Raw genomic sequence first — 16826 nt, forward strand, 5'->3', positions numbered from 1 at the left:
CTCGCTTTTACATCGCCGTCCACACTGATGCCGACCTGTACGCTCTACCCCCTGCCCTACCAGCCCGATCCCGCTGCCTATTTCGCCCGCCTGCGCCAGGCACCCGGCGCGATCCTGCTCGACAGTGCCCGCCCCGGCGCCAAACGCGGGCGCTATGACCTGTTGAGCGCCTGGCCCGTGCACTATCTGCAAGCGCAAGCAGACGAGGACGGCCGCGCGTTCCTCCAACGCCTGCGTGCAGGGCTGGCGCAACTCGGCCACGCCGAATTGCCCCATGGGGTGCAACTGCCGTTTGCCGGCGGCCTGATCGGCTACCTCAGCTACGACTTCGGCCGCCGCCTGGAGCAACTGCCCAGCCTCGCCGCAGACGACCTCAACCTGCCCGATGCCCAGCTGGGCCTATATGACTGGGCGTTGGTGACCGATCACCAGCTAGGCACCAGCCAACTGGTGTTCCACCCCCACCTTGCAGCTGACGAGCACGAGCGCCTGATCACCCTGTTCCACGCAGCGGATGCCCCTGCGGCTGGCGAGTTCCACCTGCTCGCCGCCATGAAGGGCGATTTGCAACCCGCGCAATACGAGGCAGCGTTCAACCAGGTACAGCGGTATATCCAGGCCGGCGATTGCTACCAGATCAACCTGACACAACGTTTCCGCGCCCCCTGCGAAGGCGACCCGTGGCACGCCTATCAGGCGCTGCGCAAGGCGTGCCCAACGCCGTTCTCCGGCTACCAGCAACTGGCCGACGGCAGCGCACTGCTGAGCTTTTCCCCGGAACGCTTCATCCGCGTCAGCCAGGGGCTGGTCGAGACCCGCCCGATCAAAGGCACCCGCCCGCGCGCAAGCGACCCGGACGAAGACGCCCGCAATGCCGAAGAGCTGCTGCACAGCCCCAAGGACCGCTCGGAAAACCTGATGATCGTCGACCTGCTGCGCAACGACCTGGGCCGCACCTGCCAGATCGGTTCGGTCAAGGTGCCCGAGCTGTTCAGCCTGGAAAGCTACCCCAACGTGCATCACCTGGTCAGCAGCATCACCGGGCAACTGGCCAGCAACAAGGATGCCCTGGACCTGATCGGCGACAGCTTCCCGGGCGGCTCGATCACCGGCGCGCCCAAGATCCGTGCCATGCAGATCATCGACGAGCTGGAGCCTACCCGCCGAGCCCTGTATTGCGGCTCACTGCTGTACATCGACGTACGCGGCGAAATGGACAGTTCGATCGCCATTCGCAGCTTGCTGGTCAAGGATGGGCACGTGAGCTGTTGGGGAGGTGGCGCGGTGGTGGCAGATTCGAACTGGGAGGCGGAGTATGAAGAATCGATTGCCAAGGTACGGGTGCTGATGCAAACCCTGCAACAGCTCTGACCCGGCGCCACAAGCCTCTATGCCGGGCGTCTAACCCCGTATTTTTTGTTACCATCACCCTATTACGAGCGCACAGCGCCACAGCCAAGATGGAAACCGCCTGATGAGCCAACCCTTCGACGTCGCCGCCCTTGCCGCGACCTATGCCAACAAGTCCCCGCAGGACATCCTCAAGCTCGCCTTCGAGCACTTCGGCGACGACTTGTGGATCTCTTTCAGCGGCGCCGAAGACGTGGTACTGGTCGACATGGCCTGGAAGCTGAACAAGCAGGTCAAGGTGTTCAGCCTCGACACCGGCCGCCTGCACCCGGAAACCTACCGGTTCATCGACCAGGTCCGCGAGCAGTACAACCTGCCGATCGAACTGCTCAGCCCCGATCGCAGCAAGCTCGACCCGTTCGTCAAGGAAAAGGGCCTGTTCAGCTTCTACAAGGATGGCCATGGCGAGTGCTGCGGCATCCGCAAGATCGAGCCTTTGCGACGCAAACTGGCCACGGTAAGTGCCTGGGCCACCGGCCAACGCCGAGACCAGAGCCCGGGCACCCGCAGCCAGGTGGCGGCATTGGAAATCGACGGTGCCTTCTCGACCCCCGAGCGTACGCTGTACAAGTTCAACCCGCTGGCACAGATGAGCAGTGAGGAAGTCTGGGGCTACATTCGCATGCTCGAACTGCCTTACAACAGCCTGCACGAGCGCGGCTTCATCAGTATTGGCTGCGAGCCGTGCACACGCCCGGTGCTGCCGAACCAGCATGAGCGCGAAGGCCGCTGGTGGTGGGAGGAGTCGACCCAGAAGGAATGCGGGCTGCACGCTGGCAACCTGATCAGCAAGGCATAAATGAATGGGGCCGCTTTTGCGGCCCCTTACATTTCAGGATCAGTGCACCGGCAGCTCGACGCCGTCGAACAGCTCTTCGAGCTCCTGCTTGTTATGGCATTGAATGGCCTTGGCCATCACTTCACGGGTCAGGTGCGGGGCAAACTTCTCGATGAAGTCGCACATGAAGCCACGCAGGAAGGTGCCACGGCGGAAGCCGATCTTGGTGATGCTGGCCTCGAACAACTCGCTGGCATCCAGGGCCACCAGGTCGCTGTCGAGCTTGGTGTCTACTGCCATCTTGGCGACGATACCGACACCCAACCCCAGGCGCACGTAAGTCTTGATCACGTCGGCATCCGCTGCGGTGAACACGACCTTCGGCGTCAGGCCGCGATGGTTGAAAGCCTCGTCCAGCTTCGAACGGCCAGTGAAGCCAAACACATAGGTAACGATAGGGTATTCGGCGACCGCTTCCAGGGTCAGCTTCGGCAGCTTGGTCAGCGGGTGCCCCTGTGGTACCACGACGCAGCGGTTCCACTTGTAGCACGGCATCATGATCAGGTCGCCGAACAGCTCCAGCGCCTCGGTGGCAATGGCGAAGTCGACAGTGCCATCAGCGGCCATCTCGGCAATCTGCATGGGCGAGCCCTGGTGCATGTGCAGGGCCACTTCCGGATACTGCTTGATGAAACTGCTGATCACCGGCGGCAGTGCATAGCGTGCCTGGGTGTGGGTGGTGGCGATGGACAGGGTGCCCTTCTTCTCGTTGGAGAATTCCTGGGCGATCTGCTTGATGCTCTCGACCTTGCGCAGGATCTCGCCAGCGGTATTGATGATGCGCTCACCGGCCGGGGTGACGCGGGTCAGGTGCTTGCCGCTGCGGGCAAAGACTTCAACACCCAGCTCATCCTCGAGCAGGCGGATCTGCTTGCTGATACCTGGCTGGGAGGTATACAGGCTCTGCGCCGTCGCGGAGACGTTGAGGTCGTGGTGCGCCACTTCCCAGATGTAGCGCAGTTGTTGAAGCTTCATAGGTTTCCCTCGGTTCAGCGGTGAGTCAGCGGCAGCAGGCAGCGACGATATATAACTATATTAGTGGTTCTGGAAATAAATCTAGAACTATTTTGTTACACGCGCCCCGTAAAAGCCTACAGCTAGCTTCACGTTTTCCTACGCCCCAAATGCTGTGCAAGCGGCACCATATATACCGGCACAGGCGACAGCTGAAGCAATCGCACCGCCGTTCGCCCAAGCGGTACATCAACCCCCGCACCTGCACTGTGGCTCCCAAAAATCAGCAGATCGACACTCAGGCGCTGGGCCTGGTCGAGGATCACCTGGGCAGGGTCACCCTGGCGCACACGCACCGCCTTGATGACAGCCAGGTCTGCCTCTTCACCCAGTTCATCGCGAAAGTTTTCCAGCACGCGCTGTTCGATATTGGCCATGACGGTGGTGACGCCCTGGCTGTGCAACTGGTCCAGCGTCTGTTCATCCAGGTAGCTTTGCAGGAGCGATTCGGCAAACTGCCCCATGGGTTCTACCGCGTGGATCACATACAGCTCTGCATTGAACGTCCGCGCCAGGGCCAGGGCGTGCTGCATGACAAAAGGGGCGTAGACACCGAGGTCGGTGGCGTACAGCATGGAGCGGATCATTCGACCTCCTCGACTGCCGCTGCGGCAGAGCAAGCTTCAGCTTAGCAGCGCGCCGCACGCACGCTTTGCCGTCCGGCGTGCTGCCGGCGCGGGCTGTGCAGGCTTCAGGGGTGCCGGCCAGCGTGGTCGATGAACGACAGTGCCTGGTAAAGCATCTGCATGCGCGGCAAGTTGCAACCTGCCGCTCGCGCCTGCGCCAACGGCTCGGCATAGATAGCCTGAAGTTCCAGCGGGCGCTGCTGCGCGTGGTCGTGGTACATGCTTGGCCAATAGTCGGGCATCCGCTCGGTGATCTGGAACAGATGCTCGGCATAGCCGTCGGGTAGCACGTGGCCGCAGGCAGCGGCACCCTGGACCACCTCGGCCATCAACGCCTGGACCAGCGCCCGGCTGTGCGGGTCGGCCATCAACGGTGTGGTGCTGGCGCCGAGCAACACCGAAAGCCCGTTATAAGGCACGTTCCACACCAGCTTTTGCCAACGCGCCTGGCTCAGGTTATCCATGGCCTGGGAATCGATGCCCGCCGCCTGGAACAACCCCGCCCCCTCCTTGACCAGCGCGGCACCGCCATCGCGGGCAGGCCCGCTGTGATAGCCAAGATTGACCGCCCCCAGCGCCTGATGGCGAATCACCCCAGGCGCCTGGCGGTTGACACAAATGAAACACAAGCCGCCGAGCAAGTGCATGTCATCGCGCAAGGCCGGACGCAACTGCGCCTCTACACCCAGGCCGTTCTGCAGCAATACCACCCGCGCATCGGGCGCGGCGGCCTGGACGATCCGCGGCGCCAACTGCTCGTTACTGGTGGCCTTGGCCCCCACCAACAGCCAGTCGCATTGCGGCATGTCGGCAGCGCTGACATAAGCCTGTACCTTCATCTGCAAGGTGCCATGCACTGCGCTTTCAAGCATCAGCCCCTGGTCGCGCACCACTTCATACTCACTGCGCAACAGGAAATGCACATCGAAACCGGCCCGTGCCAGCATCAACCCATAAAAGCCGCCGATAGCACCACTGCCGATGATGCCGATACGTGGTTTGCGCGGATGCATGCCAATCTCCAGGTAAATGTCAGTGCGCTTTTTTACACCGGTTGCTGCACCCTGGTCACCCCAATCGCGCCACACCACCGCCAGCGTGGGGAAAATCCCTGGGCTTACGGGGTCAAGCCCATTGTCGCGCCCCCTGTAACGCGCTAAGGTTCGGCTCCCCGCTGCGAACATTCTTGCTGCTGGGCCGCACGGGGATTGCTGGCGGCCGGCACCCGTGACCTGACGAGTAACACGATGGCTGATTTACCGATCGACGACTTAAACGTTGCTTCCAACGAGACCCTGATCACCCCCGATCAGCTCAAGAAGGAAATCCCTCTCAGCGCCAAGGCTCTGCAGACCGTGACTGCCGGCCGCGAAGTGGTGCGCAATATTCTCGACGGCAAGGACCATCGCCTGTTCGTCGTAGTCGGCCCCTGCTCCATCCACGATATCAAGGCTGCCCACGAGTATGCCGAACGCCTGAAGGTACTGGCCGCAGAAGTGTCCGACACGCTGTACCTGGTCATGCGCGTGTACTTCGAAAAGCCGCGCACGACGGTCGGCTGGAAAGGCCTGATCAACGACCCGTACCTGGATGACTCGTTCAAGATCCAGGACGGCCTGCACATTGGTCGCCAACTGCTGCTGGACCTGGCTGAAATGGGCCTGCCGACGGCCACCGAAGCGCTCGACCCGATTTCCCCGCAGTACCTGCAGGACCTGATCAGCTGGTCGGCCATCGGCGCCCGCACCACCGAATCCCAGACCCACCGGGAAATGGCCTCGGGCCTGTCTTCGGCAGTCGGCTTCAAGAACGGCACCGATGGCGGCCTGACCGTTGCGATCAACGCCCTGCAGTCGGTATCCAAACCGCACCGGTTCCTGGGCATCAACCAGGAAGGCGGCGTATCGATCGTCACCACCAAGGGCAACCCTTACGGTCACGTGGTATTGCGCGGCGGCAATGGCAAGCCGAACTACGATTCGGTCAGCGTCGCCCTGTGCGAACAAGACCTGGCCAAGGCCAAGATCAAGGCCAACATCATGGTCGATTGCAGCCACGCCAACTCCAACAAGGACCCGGCCCTGCAGCCGCTGGTGATGGAAAACGTCGCCAACCAGATCCTCGAAGGCAACCAATCGATCATAGGCCTGATGGTCGAGAGCCATTTGAACTGGGGTTGCCAGTCGATCCCCAAAGACCTGAACGAACTGCAATATGGTGTTTCGGTCACCGATGCCTGCATCGACTGGTCCGCCACCGAGAAGACCCTGCGCAGCATGCACGCCAAGCTCAAGGATGTATTGCCACAGCGCCAGCGCGGCTGAGCAAAGACGAAAAAAGGGGCCGCGAACGGCCCCTTTTCTTTTATCTAATAGTTCAAGCCTTGCTGGAGTGACGCTGCTGGCGCTCCATGTAGCGTTCTACATAAGAGCACGACGGTATCACCGTGTAGCCCATCTGCTCGGCATACTCCAAGGCCCGCTCGGTCAGTGCTGCGGCAATCCCACGCCCGCGCAGGGCGTTGGGCACGAAGGTGCGATAGATGTCCAGCGTCTGCTTGCCCAGGTCCATGTACGTCAGATAGGCACGATGACCGTCCACGCTGGTCTCGAACTGATGACCGGCCTGGTCATGGTGGATGGTCAGCGCTTCGCTCATCACAACTCCTCGCAGGTCTTCTCGGCAGACCCATACCTTAACCGATGGTGGTTGATCCGGCACAGAACCTCTACGCCACCTGTTGCCCCTTGGACCGCAAGGCGCTTGCAATGGTTCTGCCCCCGGCACTCACAAGATAGTAGGCGCGGCAGGCGGGATTGCTCAAGGTGGCAGCGGTTAAAAATGGCGAGAAACGGGGTTAAATCGACTCTTCCCGATACGCCAACAGAAGCCGGATGATCTAGCCCTTAAGACGCTGAAGGACAGTCAAAGTCACCGTTAGTTCAACAAAAAAGTTCCCGTACTACAAACGCTTGCGCGCCTTGGACGTTTTTTTCACAAAAGCGTCGCAATGCGTGTCGGCGTGAGCTGGCGTAACATTTTTTTTGCAGTTCTTGCGCTCAGTCAGTTTACTTACTACAAGTAATGGGTACTATGTACGCCGGCCAGTTTCTCTATTCCGAGAGATGGCTCTTTAATAGAAAGTCCTTGAAGGGGAACACGATGAACAACGTTCTGAAATTCTCTGCTCTGGCTCTGGCCGCAGTTCTGGCTACCGGTTGCAGCAGCGTATCCAAAGAAACCGAAGCTCGTCTGACTGCGACTGAAGACGCAGCAGCTCGCGCTCAAGCTCGTGCTGACGAAGCCTACCGTAAGGCTGACGACGCACTGGCAGCCGCTCAGAAGGCTCAGCAGACCGCTGACGAAGCCAACGAGCGCGCTCTGCGTATGCTGGACAAAGCCAGCCGCAAGTAATAGTCCTCACGGATTGTTATGAAGCCGACCCACTTGTGGGTCGGCTTTTTTATTGCCGATCAACACGCAGCGCACATACGAAAAGGCCTGCACTAAGGCAGGCCCTGGGCAGGTCGCGAAACCTTACTGCAATTCGGGCGGAATGCTCGTCACCATCGGTGCAGTACCCTGATTATCGACCGGCACGGCGATCTCGACAGGCATGCCATCTTCGGCGGCGACCACGTCGCGCACCATGTCCCAGTTCATCCGCAGGTTGTTCGCCAGGTCTTCACGCTTGAGCAAGGCATTGATGACCGCTGTGTGTTTGTCCACGACTGACGGGTTGCCCTGATCGTCCAGCGGAGTGTGCGCTTCGAGATAGACCTTGCCGGCACTGATACCGAACTTGTAGGGCTCGTTGATGATGCGTACCGGCGTACCGACCGGGACCATTTTGGACAGTTCGAGTACGTTGTTGTTGAGCATGCGGAAGCAACCATGGCTGGTACGCATGCCAATACCAAACTTCTTGTTCGAACCGTGAATCAGGTAACCCGGTACACCTAGGGTGAACTTGAAAGGCCCCAGTGGATTGTCTGGGCCGGCAGGCACCACTGTCGGCAAGATATCGCCGTCGGCAGCATGCTCGGCACGGATAGAGGCCGGCGGGGTCCAGGTCGGATTCGGGGTCTTGGCGGTAATCTTGGTGTTGGCGATCGGCGACCCCCACCCTTCACGACCGATACCCAACGGGAAGGTATGCACCACGCTCTCCCCTTTCGGGAAGTAGTACAGGCGGTACTCGGCAAGGTTGATGACGATACCTTCGCGCGGGCCGGGCGGCAGCACATAGCGGGTAGGCAGGATGATCTCGGTGCCGGCACCCGGCAACCAGGGGTCGACACCCGGGTTGGCGGCGATCATTTCCAGGTAGCCAAGGTCGTTGGCGGTACCGATGTCGGCGAACGTGTCTTCGTACTTGGCCTTGATCACCTGCACCTGGCCGACAATGTCTTCACCGGGGGGTGGCAGTGGCAGTTCCAGCGCAGCAGCGGGGCCCGCTACCAGCAGGGCGGCCAGGGACAGGCTACGGGTGACGGCAGGAAAGCGCGGCAACATCCGGTAAATCCTTCGAAAGGTGGGTCAAGAGGATCGATTGTACACCCGCACCGATGCAAGCGGGAGGCATTGGCGGTATGCAAGCGTTTCAGATGATGAAAGGTGTGACAGTTTGCCCGTCAAAGCTGCGGCCACACCGGGCGCATGCCGCGCCGCTGGGCGTCGAGAATGGCACGGCACAGCGCGCACAGACGGTTGTCGCGGTAGATCGAGCGCTGCACGCCCGACCAGCGCGGCTGCGCGGGCAGCAGGCCGCCACACAGGGTACGGTCGACCGGCACGCCAAGCTCAAGCTGGCGAGCGGCCAGGTGGACGCGGATTTCCTGGCAGGCAAACAGGTCGAGCTGTTCGTCAGGCTCGATCAGTTGGTAGGCATAAAGGGACCAGGCAGGGCGCGGCATCGGGGGCTCTCGAAACGGGGGGCGCAACCTTAGCCGAAACCCGCCCCCGTTTAAAGCGTCACAGCAAGGGTTTTATCTTCGGCCAGGCATTTTCCAGCAAGCGCTGCTGGGCACCTTGCGCCGGATGGATGCCATCGGCCTGCATCAGCTCCGGCACACCCCCCACGCCCTCAAGGAAAAAAGGCACTAATGGCACCTGTTTGTCTGCCGCCAACTGCTCATACACCTGGGCAAACGCCGTGGTGTAGCGCACGCCATAATTGGGCGGCAGGCGCATACCCAGCAGCAGCACCTTGGCACCCGCTTGCCGAGCGCTCTCGATCATCGAAGCAAGATTTTGTTGCAATTGCTGCGGCGGCTGCCCGCGCAGCCCGTCATTGCCGCCCAACTCCAGCACAACCACGGCCGGCTTGTGCGCTGCAAGCAGCGCCGGCAGCCGCGCCTGGCCTCCGGCGCTGGTGTCACCACTGATCGAGGCATTGACCACCTGATCATCGAAACCTTCGTCCTTGAGCCGGGTCTGCAACAAAGAGACCCACCCCTGGCGGCTATCCAGGCCAAAACCGGCGCTGATACTATCGCCAACCACCAGCACCGTTCCCGCCGTGGCGCTCTGGGCCAGGCAATACAAGGCCAGACCGGCACTCAACCACCACATTCGCATTGGATTCTCCATGGGCCCCAGCATTCTCGTTGCGCAGAACCTTAGCAAAGTGGTCCCCAGCGCGGAAGGCGACCTGACCATCCTCCACGCACTTTCTCTCGACCTCGCCCAGGGCGACAGCCTGGCCATCGTCGGCGCTTCGGGCTCAGGCAAGTCGACCTTGCTCGGCTTGCTGGCCGGCCTCGACCGCCCCAGCGCCGGCAAGGTCATCCTCGCCGGGCACGACCTGGGGCCACTGGACGAAGACCAACGCGCCCGTGTGCGCGCCGAGCATGTCGGGTTCGTGTTCCAGTCGTTCCAGCTTCTCGACAGCCTTAACGCACTGGAGAATGTCATGCTGCCGTTGGAGCTCGACGGGCGCCGCGATGCCCGCGAGCACGCCCGCACCCTGCTCGAACGGGTTGGCCTGGGCAAGCGCCTGAGCCACACGCCGCGCCAGCTGTCCGGCGGTGAACAACAGCGGGTGGCCATCGCCCGCGCCTTCGCCGCACAACCTGCCGTGCTGTTCGCCGACGAGCCCACCGGCAACCTCGACAGCCATACCGGCGAGCGCATCAGCGACCTGCTGTTCGAATTGAACAAGGAGCGTGGCACCACCCTGGTACTGGTCACCCATGACGAGCGCCTGGCCCGCCGCTGCCGGCGCCTGATCCGCCTGGACGCGGGGCGCCTGGTAGCCCCCGTGGAGGTCTGAGCCCGATGACCAGCATGCCCTTCTCCCGACTGTGCGGCCTGGCATTACGCCAGTTGCTGCGCGACATCCGCGCCAGCGAAGTGCGCGTGCTGTTCTTTGCCCTGCTGGTAGCCGTAGCCGCCAGCACCGCAATCGGTTACTTCGGCGCCCGCCTCAACGGCGCCATGCAACTGCGCGCCAGCGAGTTCCTCGGCGCCGACCTAGTGCTGCAGGGCAGCTCACCGGCCCGCGACGAGCAGATCAGTGCAGGCACATCACTCGGATTGCGCCACGCACAGGTGGTCGAGTTCACCAGTGTGGTGGGCGGCGATAGCGGCATCCAGTTGTCCAGCGTCAAGGCCGCCGACGGCGCCTACCCCTTGCGCGGGCAAGTCCGCAGCGCCGCAGCACCCTATGCCGAAGAAACCCCCGGCGGTGGCCCGGCGCCCGGCGAGGCCTGGGTAGAATCGAGGTTGCTGGCCGCGCTGGGGCTGTCGATCGGCGACAGCATCGATGTGGGCATGAAAACCCTGCGCATGAGCCGTGTACTGACCTACGAACCGGACCGCGCCAATAATTTCTACAGCCTGACCCCTCGGGTAATGATGAACCTCACGGACCTGCAGGCGACCGGGGTGATCCAGCCCGGCAGCCGGGTGACCTACCGTGACCTGTGGCGAGGCGACATCGACGCACTGGCCCAGTATCGCCAGGCCGTGGAAAAAGACCTGGCGGCCAGCCAGCGCCTGCGCGACACCCGCGATGGCAACCGGCAGATCGGTGGCGCCTTGAGCAAGGCCGAGCGCTATCTGAACATGGCCAGCCTGGTGGCGGTACTGCTGGCCGGCGTTGCCGTGGCCATGTCGGCCAGCCGATACGCCGCGCGGCGCCTGGATGCCAGTGCGCTGCTGCGCTGCCTTGGCCTGTCCCGGCGGCAAGCGCTGGGCCTGTACTGCCTGCAACTGGCCATGCTTGGCCTGGTGGCGGCCGTGGCAGGCGCCCTGCTCGGCTGGCTGGCACAGCTGGGCCTGTTCCGGCTGCTGCATGGCCTGCTGCCGAGTGTGGTGCCACCGGGCGGCATCTTGCCGGCGCTCGCCGGTATGGGCACCGGGCTGGTGGCCCTTGCTGGCTTCGCCTTGCCGCCGCTCGCCGCCCTCGGCCAGGTGCCGCCGCTGCGCGTGTTGCGCCGCGACCTGCTGCCGGTGCCGCCCAGCAGTTGGCTGGTGTATGGCGCTGCGTTGCTGGCCCTGGGCCTGATCATGTGGCGCCTGAGCCTCGACCTGCTGCTGACGTTCGCACTGCTGGGCGGCGGCCTGGTCGCCGCCGTGGTACTCGGCGGCCTGTTGCTGCTCGGGCTCCGCAGCCTGCGCCAACTGCTGGTCGGCGCACCGCTGGCCTGGCGCCTGGGGCTGGGGCAGCTGTTGCGTCACCCCTTGGCAGCCGCTGGCCAGGCCCTGGCGTTTGGCCTGATCCTGTTGGCCATGGCGCTGGTTGCACTGCTGCGCGCCGAACTGCTCGACACCTGGCAGGCGCAACTGCCCAAGGACGCGCCGAATCACTTTGCCCTGAACATCCTGCCAGATGATCGCGAGCCGTTCGCCCAGCGCCTGCGGCAGGTCAATGCGGCCTCGGCGCCGCTATACCCGGTGACACCCGGCCGCCTGATCCAGATCAACCAGCAACCGGTGCAACAGGTCGTCAGCAAGGACTCTGCCGGCGAGCGGGCCGTACAACGCGACCTCAGCCTGACCTGGGCCGCCGAGCTACCCGACGGCAACGCGCTGACGGCGGGCAACTGGTGGCAGGCACTGCCTTCCGGCGATGAGGTGCCCGGTGTATCGGTCGAGGCAGAACTGGCCACCAGCCTGAAGCTGCAACTGGGCGACCTGCTGACCTTCGACATCGGTGGCCAGCAACGCCAGGCCCGGGTCAGCAGCCTGCGCAGCGTGCACTGGGACAGTTTCCAGCCGAACTTCTACATGATCTTCCAGCCTGGAACGCTGCAGGGGTTACCCACCACTTACCTCACCAGTTTCTACCTGGCCCCAGGTCATGACCTGGATGTGGTCGCCCTTTCCCGGGCCTTCCCGGCAGTGACCATCCTTCAGGTCGACGCCTTGCTTGATCAACTGCGCAGCATCCTCGCCCAAGTCACCCTGGCGGTCGAGTATGTACTGTTGTTCGTGTTGGCGGCGGGGCTGGCCGTGCTGTTCGCCGGCTTGCAGGCAACGCTCGACGAACGCATCCGCCAGGGCGCCTTGCTGCGTGCGCTGGGTGCGGCGCGGCCGTTGCTGGTCAAGGCGCGGCGTATCGAGTTTGGCCTTCTGGGCGCGGCCAGCGGGTTACTGGCCGCACTCGGTTGCGAGCTGATCACGCTGGTGCTGTACCGCTACGCCTTCGACCTGCAGTGGCACCCGCACCCATGGCTGCTGGTACTGCCACTGGTGGGGGCGGTGCTGGTGGGTGGCGCTGGGGTGCTGGGCACACGGCGGGCGCTCAATGCCAGCCCGTTGACGGTGTTGCGGGAGGGGTAAGAAACACCGTGAATGGCCGCTACAGGCAATCGCCGATCATTGCCCGTAGCGGATGCTGTTCACGTACCACGCCGCATCCCCGGTCGGGGTCTTCACCACCACCTCATCGCCCTCCGCCTTCTTGAGCAAGGTATCAAGAAGAATGACGTGGCCATTTGCATTTCATCGGGCAAGCCGAACCCGAAACTCACAGCGTTGAAGATGCCAAGTGTGCAGTCTTGAAACTTGGCATTACCTCGTCTGCCAAATATTTAAAACATTACAAAAGAGAGTTCAGACTCCCTTCTCGACCAGACCAAACATACATTTTCTGACTGCAAGGGCTGGATTGATTTTCTCGACAAAGAGCAAAAATATTCAGATTATTATGAGGCCGACGCAATCGCAGGCTCTTACCATTTCCGCACTGCGTCGGACTATCGAGACACCTACATCGATACTGACCCACGCTTCTATGCCGCCCCTCAGCTTGCCTATAAGGAATGGAATGGATGGAATGATTACTTGGGACTGGGCAAGGAAGCACTCCCCAAATAGGAAGATGCACGGGATTTAGTACGAAACGCGGGCATAACAACTCGGGCGGCTTACATTAAGTTGAGCGCCGAGAACCCCCGCCTCCCCAGAGGCCCCGAAGCTACCTAGAAGAAAATGTGGCACGGGTGGCCGCATTTTCTGGGACTGGCCCAGAAACCCTATGAGCACCATCATGAGGCCCAGGCTGCCGCTCGGGCACTCGGCATCGTCACGAAGGATGAATATCTTGCGTGTTATTCGGAAGATACTCGCCTACCCCAATCACCAGATAAAAAACATCCCGACTGGAAAGACTGGGAAGACTTCTTGGGAGGGCAACCTAAGTACTCCACTAACGAAGAAGCCACTGCTACCGTCATCAAACTCGGGATCGATGTTAACAAATGATTATTTGACACGCTTCAGCGAAGACCCCATGCTGCCCAAAAGGCCAGAAATCTTCTATCAGCGAGCATGGCCGAAGACCGGATGGCGCGCTTTCCTTTTTGGAGCATTCTACCCAACGATGCGCGCGGCAGCTGCCGCCGCACGTGGCTTGGGCATTATTTCAATTACCGATTATGGGCGGCTTCGGCACGGAGACCCAAAACTTCCGGGCGCCCCTCATGAAGTCTATAAAGATTACACCTCTTGGGCCGAATTTATCTTGCCCGAGAAATGCTCCACCCTTGAAGAAACCAAATTTGCCGTAAAGTATATCTTGGCAGCAAAGACAGCAAAGAGTATCGAGAAAAACAACCGAAACACCCATGCCTCCCTGCGAATCCCGATCGGAGTTTCCCTCATGACTCGGTAGACTGGTTTGACCTGTGCGACATCATTAAGCCTTACCCCTACGAAGAAGCCATTGAAAAACTGCAAGCGCTCGGCCTTAGCTCCGCCGCAGAGTACAAGGCCTCTATCGTTGAAAGTGGCGACAACCGTTTCCCACTCGCACCTAACAAGGTATGCGTGGATTAACTGGACTGCTTTCCTTGGAAAGACCGAACTATATATTATTTCGACTTTGCGCGCACCTCATGAGCAGTGGCAAGCGGCAATCGTAAAATTCTTACGCAGTGTCAGGGGTGCTTCACCCAAAGAGAACTACATTGTTCGCTACGTTCGCGATTTTCTCGCTCTTAGGAAAATCGGTCGACACCCAACAGACATTTTCACATCAAACCGCTTCAACACCGATGAGTTTAAACTCTATATCACCACCCTGAAGGAAACACTACAGCGCAAGGTGGTTAACGTGCTCAGGATTTCTCTGAGCACTATATTAAAAGCAACTTGAGCATTGAGTGCAAAGATACTCGCGAACGTATCATGATTGAAGGCACCCGGGATCCATTCATGGTGATTAACCCGGCAATGGCACCCATTTTTCAGCCAAGCGAAACCGTCAAACCTTGCCTAGCGTTCCACCACAGCCGGCAGCACACCTGGAGAGCGACGAGCGTTGGAATACATCAGCTCTGAAGCCTTTTTCACTAAGCGCTCACTCACGCGTGGCCCACGAGGCGAGGTGTGCAGGCCAAACAATGACGAGCTCTTCCGACCAGATACGATGAAGGCGATTGATAAGGCCTTGAAGCATCTCTAGCCTTCCGCCCCGCCGCGCTTGCGAGTTCCCAGCCTGTATACCAAGACTGCACCATTTACGGTGGTGCAGTTGACCTCACCCTTCTCCGCCGAGTTAGAGATCGATCATGAGCAACACTGCGTGAAAACCCACCTTAGCTCATCGCACTCAGCCTTCTTCAGCGTGGTAGGCTTCTACGGAGGATACGTGGTGGCTCAAGACTCTCAGCCGAAAGGGTATAAATGTCACCATCATCATGCAGTCGTCGAGCGTCCGATAGAGGAGCGCTCGGTGCCCCGATCAACAATAGGAGCCGAGATTGGCCACCAACATCATCACCCGCGCAGGCCATAACGCTCTGAAGACAGAGCTCGACCATCTCTGGCACACCTATCGCCCCGAGATCACCCAAAAGGTGACTTGGGCCGCCTCTCTTGGAGATCGGAGCGAGAACGCTGATTATCAATACAATAAAAAATTACTGCGTGAAATTGATCGACGCATTCGCTATCTCAGAAAGCGGCTTGAGGATATCCGCGTCGTCGACTACTCCCCAGAGCAGGAAGGCAGAGTATTCTTCGGCGCCTGGGTCGAAATCGAAAATGAGGGCGGTGAGAGCAGGCGATTCAGGGTTGTTGGCTACGATGAGATCTATGGGCGAAATGACTACATCTCAATTGACTCCCCCATGGCTCGTGCGCTTTTGAAAAAAGAAGAAGGCGATGCGGTGGTGGTGCAGACGCCTACAGGCGAAGCAACCTGGTATATCGCAAGCATATCTTATGAACAGCATACGCCCTCACAACCGTAACTGTGTGTTCCTGTCGATAGGTACATCTGGGATCGTTTATCCGGCTGCAAAACTCCCGCTTTGCGCCCTTGGCCACGGAGCTACCGTCGTTGATATCAATCCAGTGCCTTTTGATGTCAGCGGCCAGGAGCATTTTCTTCTTGGCCCAGCATCGACCAAGATGCAGAGCTTGCTTCACGACGCTTTTGGTGACATCCCAGCGCTCTAGCTTGAGAGAGAGCCGTATGAGATTCGCTTTTTTCCTCACCCTGCTCAGGGGCGCCCAGGATTGCCGTCTTTATTTTGGGCGCCTATCAGGACGACTCGCACGGTGTGCCTTCAAGTGCTCCATCTCGTCGTTCTAGGACATGACGAACTTCTGGAAGTCCCGGAAGTGTGGCCCTGCGGCCAAGCGGGCCGAGCCTGCGCTTGCAGCCGAAAATCGCTGTCGCCATGGCTCAGGAATGGTGTCTTCAATTACCAGACGCTGGCCGCTGAGATTGAATTTCGATGGCATTGATCAGTTCCTGGCCCGTCAGCTCATCTCCGGACAGCAACTCAGCCATGGCCTGGTCAACCTCGTCGAGCTCCAGGAGCGGGATTTCGGCACGAGCATCTCCGGGCCGCAAATTAGGGAGCGCCCACAATGCTCTGCGTTTCGCGATCTCCAGCCGGCGCATCTGATTACTGAAATGCCAATCAGCTTAACTGACTGGCATTAGGCCATAGACCAGGTTTTTTCTTCTTTGCCCCTACTGCCAGTTGGCTGCAATCACAACATTAAGCTGATCCTTCTGCGCTTGCGTCAGATCAATCTCACCACTTGCAGGCGCTCCGAAAGCAGCCATGGCGTTGACGAGATTATCGACCTGATTGACGTACAAGGAGACACTACCTGTCTGTATTGCATCTAGCTGACGGTTAGAGTTCGAGTACCAGCCTTGGACGGTAATGCTGTCTTCCGAGCCAATCACGTCGATCACTAAGTTTGATACTTGGCGGGAAAGCCAAAGACTATCTTTAGTGATGCCTTCCAGGCTCAGAATGTCACGATCTGAGGCCGCTGAAACAGATAGATTGTCGATAGTATCCCGCCCGTCACCAAGCCCAAATACGTAGGTGTCGTTACCAGCACCACCATTCAGTGCGTCATTACCAGCACCGCCATCGAGGAGGTCATCACCGGCATCACCGTATAACTGATCAGCCCCCTCACCGCCCAATACCAGGTCGTTGCCGTTGCCGCCGTACAGGACG

At 60.3% G+C, this 16826-nt stretch carries 17 protein-coding genes; 9 read left to right on the forward strand and 8 right to left on the reverse strand.

What is annotated here, in order from left to right:
• Window positions 1–27 precede the first annotated feature (27 nt).
• A complete protein-coding gene (gene pabB, locus CKW22_RS01285; protein WP_095063640.1) occupies window positions 28–1371 on the forward strand; it encodes an aminodeoxychorismate synthase component I in 1344 nt (447 codons plus the stop codon).
• Window positions 1372–1474: 103 nt separating this feature from the next.
• Window positions 1475–2209 (forward strand): phosphoadenylyl-sulfate reductase, encoded by a 735-nt coding sequence (locus tag CKW22_RS01290; RefSeq protein ID WP_033699077.1) that lies wholly within the window; start codon window positions 1475–1477, stop codon window positions 2207–2209.
• Window positions 2210–2248: 39 nt separating this feature from the next.
• Here CKW22_RS01290 and cysB read toward each other — a convergent pair whose 3' ends face one another.
• From cysB to CKW22_RS01305, 3 genes are all read right to left on the reverse strand, one after another.
• Entirely contained in the window at window positions 2249–3223 is a 975-nt protein-coding gene (cysB, locus tag CKW22_RS01295) for an HTH-type transcriptional regulator CysB (protein ID WP_033699078.1), read from the reverse strand.
• 128 nt (window positions 3224–3351) lie between these two features.
• On the reverse strand, window positions 3352–3849 hold the full coding sequence (locus CKW22_RS01300) for a universal stress protein (protein ID WP_033699079.1): 498 nt from the start codon (window positions 3847–3849) through the stop codon (window positions 3352–3354).
• A 104-nt stretch (window positions 3850–3953) separates the two neighbouring features.
• Window positions 3954–4901, reverse strand: a complete 948-nt coding sequence (locus CKW22_RS01305; protein ID WP_033699081.1) for a putative 2-dehydropantoate 2-reductase — start codon at window positions 4899–4901, stop codon at window positions 3954–3956.
• 234 nt (window positions 4902–5135) lie between these two features.
• On the opposite strand from CKW22_RS01305, the gene CKW22_RS01310 reads away from it, so the two are divergent.
• A complete protein-coding gene (locus CKW22_RS01310) occupies window positions 5136–6212 on the forward strand; it encodes a 3-deoxy-7-phosphoheptulonate synthase (protein WP_033699083.1) in 1077 nt (358 codons plus the stop codon).
• A gap of 52 nt (window positions 6213–6264) precedes the next feature.
• Here CKW22_RS01310 and CKW22_RS01315 read toward each other — a convergent pair whose 3' ends face one another.
• Window positions 6265–6546: a GNAT family N-acetyltransferase gene (locus CKW22_RS01315; protein ID WP_033699084.1), complete on the reverse strand. Its 282-nt coding sequence runs from the start codon at window positions 6544–6546 to the stop codon at window positions 6265–6267.
• 504 nt (window positions 6547–7050) lie between these two features.
• Here CKW22_RS01315 and oprI point away from each other — a divergent pair.
• Window positions 7051–7302 carry an outer membrane lipoprotei OprI gene (oprI, locus tag CKW22_RS01320; protein ID WP_003259780.1) on the forward strand — a complete coding sequence of 84 codons (252 nt, stop codon included), beginning with the start codon at window positions 7051–7053 and terminating at the stop codon, window positions 7300–7302.
• 123 nt (window positions 7303–7425) lie between these two features.
• Here oprI and CKW22_RS01325 read toward each other — a convergent pair whose 3' ends face one another.
• From CKW22_RS01325 to CKW22_RS01335, 3 genes are all read right to left on the reverse strand, one after another.
• On the reverse strand, window positions 7426–8403 hold the full coding sequence (locus CKW22_RS01325; protein ID WP_033699085.1) for a L,D-transpeptidase family protein: 978 nt from the start codon (window positions 8401–8403) through the stop codon (window positions 7426–7428).
• Window positions 8404–8522: 119 nt separating this feature from the next.
• Window positions 8523–8804 (reverse strand): hypothetical protein, encoded by a 282-nt coding sequence (locus CKW22_RS01330; protein WP_033699086.1) that lies wholly within the window; start codon window positions 8802–8804, stop codon window positions 8523–8525.
• A gap of 58 nt (window positions 8805–8862) precedes the next feature.
• Window positions 8863–9468: an arylesterase gene (locus CKW22_RS01335; RefSeq protein WP_033699088.1), complete on the reverse strand. Its 606-nt coding sequence runs from the start codon at window positions 9466–9468 to the stop codon at window positions 8863–8865.
• Between the two features lie 10 nt (window positions 9469–9478).
• On the opposite strand from CKW22_RS01335, the gene CKW22_RS01340 reads away from it, so the two are divergent.
• The 5 genes from CKW22_RS01340 (at window position 9479) to CKW22_RS27445 (ending at window position 16291) form a co-directional block, all read left to right on the forward strand.
• On the forward strand, window positions 9479–10162 hold the full coding sequence (locus CKW22_RS01340) for an ABC transporter ATP-binding protein (RefSeq protein ID WP_033699089.1): 684 nt from the start codon (window positions 9479–9481) through the stop codon (window positions 10160–10162).
• Window positions 10163–10167: 5 nt separating this feature from the next.
• Complete coding sequence (locus CKW22_RS01345; protein ID WP_095063641.1) at window positions 10168–12675, forward strand: ABC transporter permease; 2508 nt, start codon at window positions 10168–10170, stop codon at window positions 12673–12675.
• Window positions 12676–13438: 763 nt separating this feature from the next.
• Window positions 13439–14008 (forward strand): integrase repeat-containing protein, encoded by a 570-nt coding sequence (locus tag CKW22_RS01360; RefSeq protein WP_256577275.1) that lies wholly within the window; start codon window positions 13439–13441, stop codon window positions 14006–14008.
• A gap of 1090 nt (window positions 14009–15098) precedes the next feature.
• The gene (gene greB, locus CKW22_RS01365; RefSeq protein ID WP_095063644.1) at window positions 15099–15590 is read left to right on the forward strand and encodes a transcription elongation factor GreB; all 492 of its coding nucleotides are present in this window, start codon (window positions 15099–15101) and stop codon (window positions 15588–15590) included.
• Window positions 15591–15937: 347 nt separating this feature from the next.
• Complete coding sequence (locus CKW22_RS27445; protein WP_160015147.1) at window positions 15938–16291, forward strand: hypothetical protein; 354 nt, start codon at window positions 15938–15940, stop codon at window positions 16289–16291.
• Between the two features lie 30 nt (window positions 16292–16321).
• On the opposite strand, the gene CKW22_RS28025 is transcribed toward CKW22_RS27445, so the two are convergent.
• Window positions 16322–16826, reverse strand: a 505-nt coding sequence (locus tag CKW22_RS28025; protein WP_177447931.1) for a calcium-binding protein, incomplete at its 5' end; no start/stop codon positions are given.

The sequence above is a fragment of the Pseudomonas sp. Irchel s3f19 genome, from assembly GCF_900187555.1.
Lineage (GTDB): Bacteria > Pseudomonadota > Gammaproteobacteria > Pseudomonadales > Pseudomonadaceae > Aquipseudomonas > Aquipseudomonas capeferrum.

Excerpts from the sequence above, each read along its gene's own strand:
- CKW22_RS01310 (WP_033699083.1), top strand. The coding sequence starts at position 5,136 with ATGGCTGATTTACCGATCGACGACTTAAACGTTGCTTCCAACGAGACC.
- pabB (WP_095063640.1), top strand. The coding sequence starts at position 28 with ATGCCGACCTGTACGCTCTACCCCCTGCCCTACCAGCCCGATCCCGCT.
- CKW22_RS27445 (WP_160015147.1), top strand. The coding sequence starts at position 15,938 with ATGACGAACTTCTGGAAGTCCCGGAAGTGTGGCCCTGCGGCCAAGCGG.
- CKW22_RS01325 (WP_033699085.1), bottom strand. The coding sequence starts at position 8,403 with ATGTTGCCGCGCTTTCCTGCCGTCACCCGTAGCCTGTCCCTGGCCGCC.
- CKW22_RS01315 (WP_033699084.1), bottom strand. The coding sequence starts at position 6,546 with ATGAGCGAAGCGCTGACCATCCACCATGACCAGGCCGGTCATCAGTTC.
- oprI (WP_003259780.1), top strand. The coding sequence starts at position 7,051 with ATGAACAACGTTCTGAAATTCTCTGCTCTGGCTCTGGCCGCAGTTCTG.
- CKW22_RS01300 (WP_033699079.1), bottom strand. The coding sequence starts at position 3,849 with ATGATCCGCTCCATGCTGTACGCCACCGACCTCGGTGTCTACGCCCCT.
- CKW22_RS01345 (WP_095063641.1), top strand. The coding sequence starts at position 10,168 with ATGACCAGCATGCCCTTCTCCCGACTGTGCGGCCTGGCATTACGCCAG.
- cysB (WP_033699078.1), bottom strand. The coding sequence starts at position 3,223 with ATGAAGCTTCAACAACTGCGCTACATCTGGGAAGTGGCGCACCACGAC.
- CKW22_RS01290 (WP_033699077.1), top strand. The coding sequence starts at position 1,475 with ATGAGCCAACCCTTCGACGTCGCCGCCCTTGCCGCGACCTATGCCAAC.
- CKW22_RS01305 (WP_033699081.1), bottom strand. The coding sequence starts at position 4,901 with ATGCATCCGCGCAAACCACGTATCGGCATCATCGGCAGTGGTGCTATC.
- CKW22_RS01330 (WP_033699086.1), bottom strand. The coding sequence starts at position 8,804 with ATGCCGCGCCCTGCCTGGTCCCTTTATGCCTACCAACTGATCGAGCCT.
- CKW22_RS01340 (WP_033699089.1), top strand. The coding sequence starts at position 9,479 with ATGGGCCCCAGCATTCTCGTTGCGCAGAACCTTAGCAAAGTGGTCCCC.
- CKW22_RS01335 (WP_033699088.1), bottom strand. The coding sequence starts at position 9,468 with ATGCGAATGTGGTGGTTGAGTGCCGGTCTGGCCTTGTATTGCCTGGCC.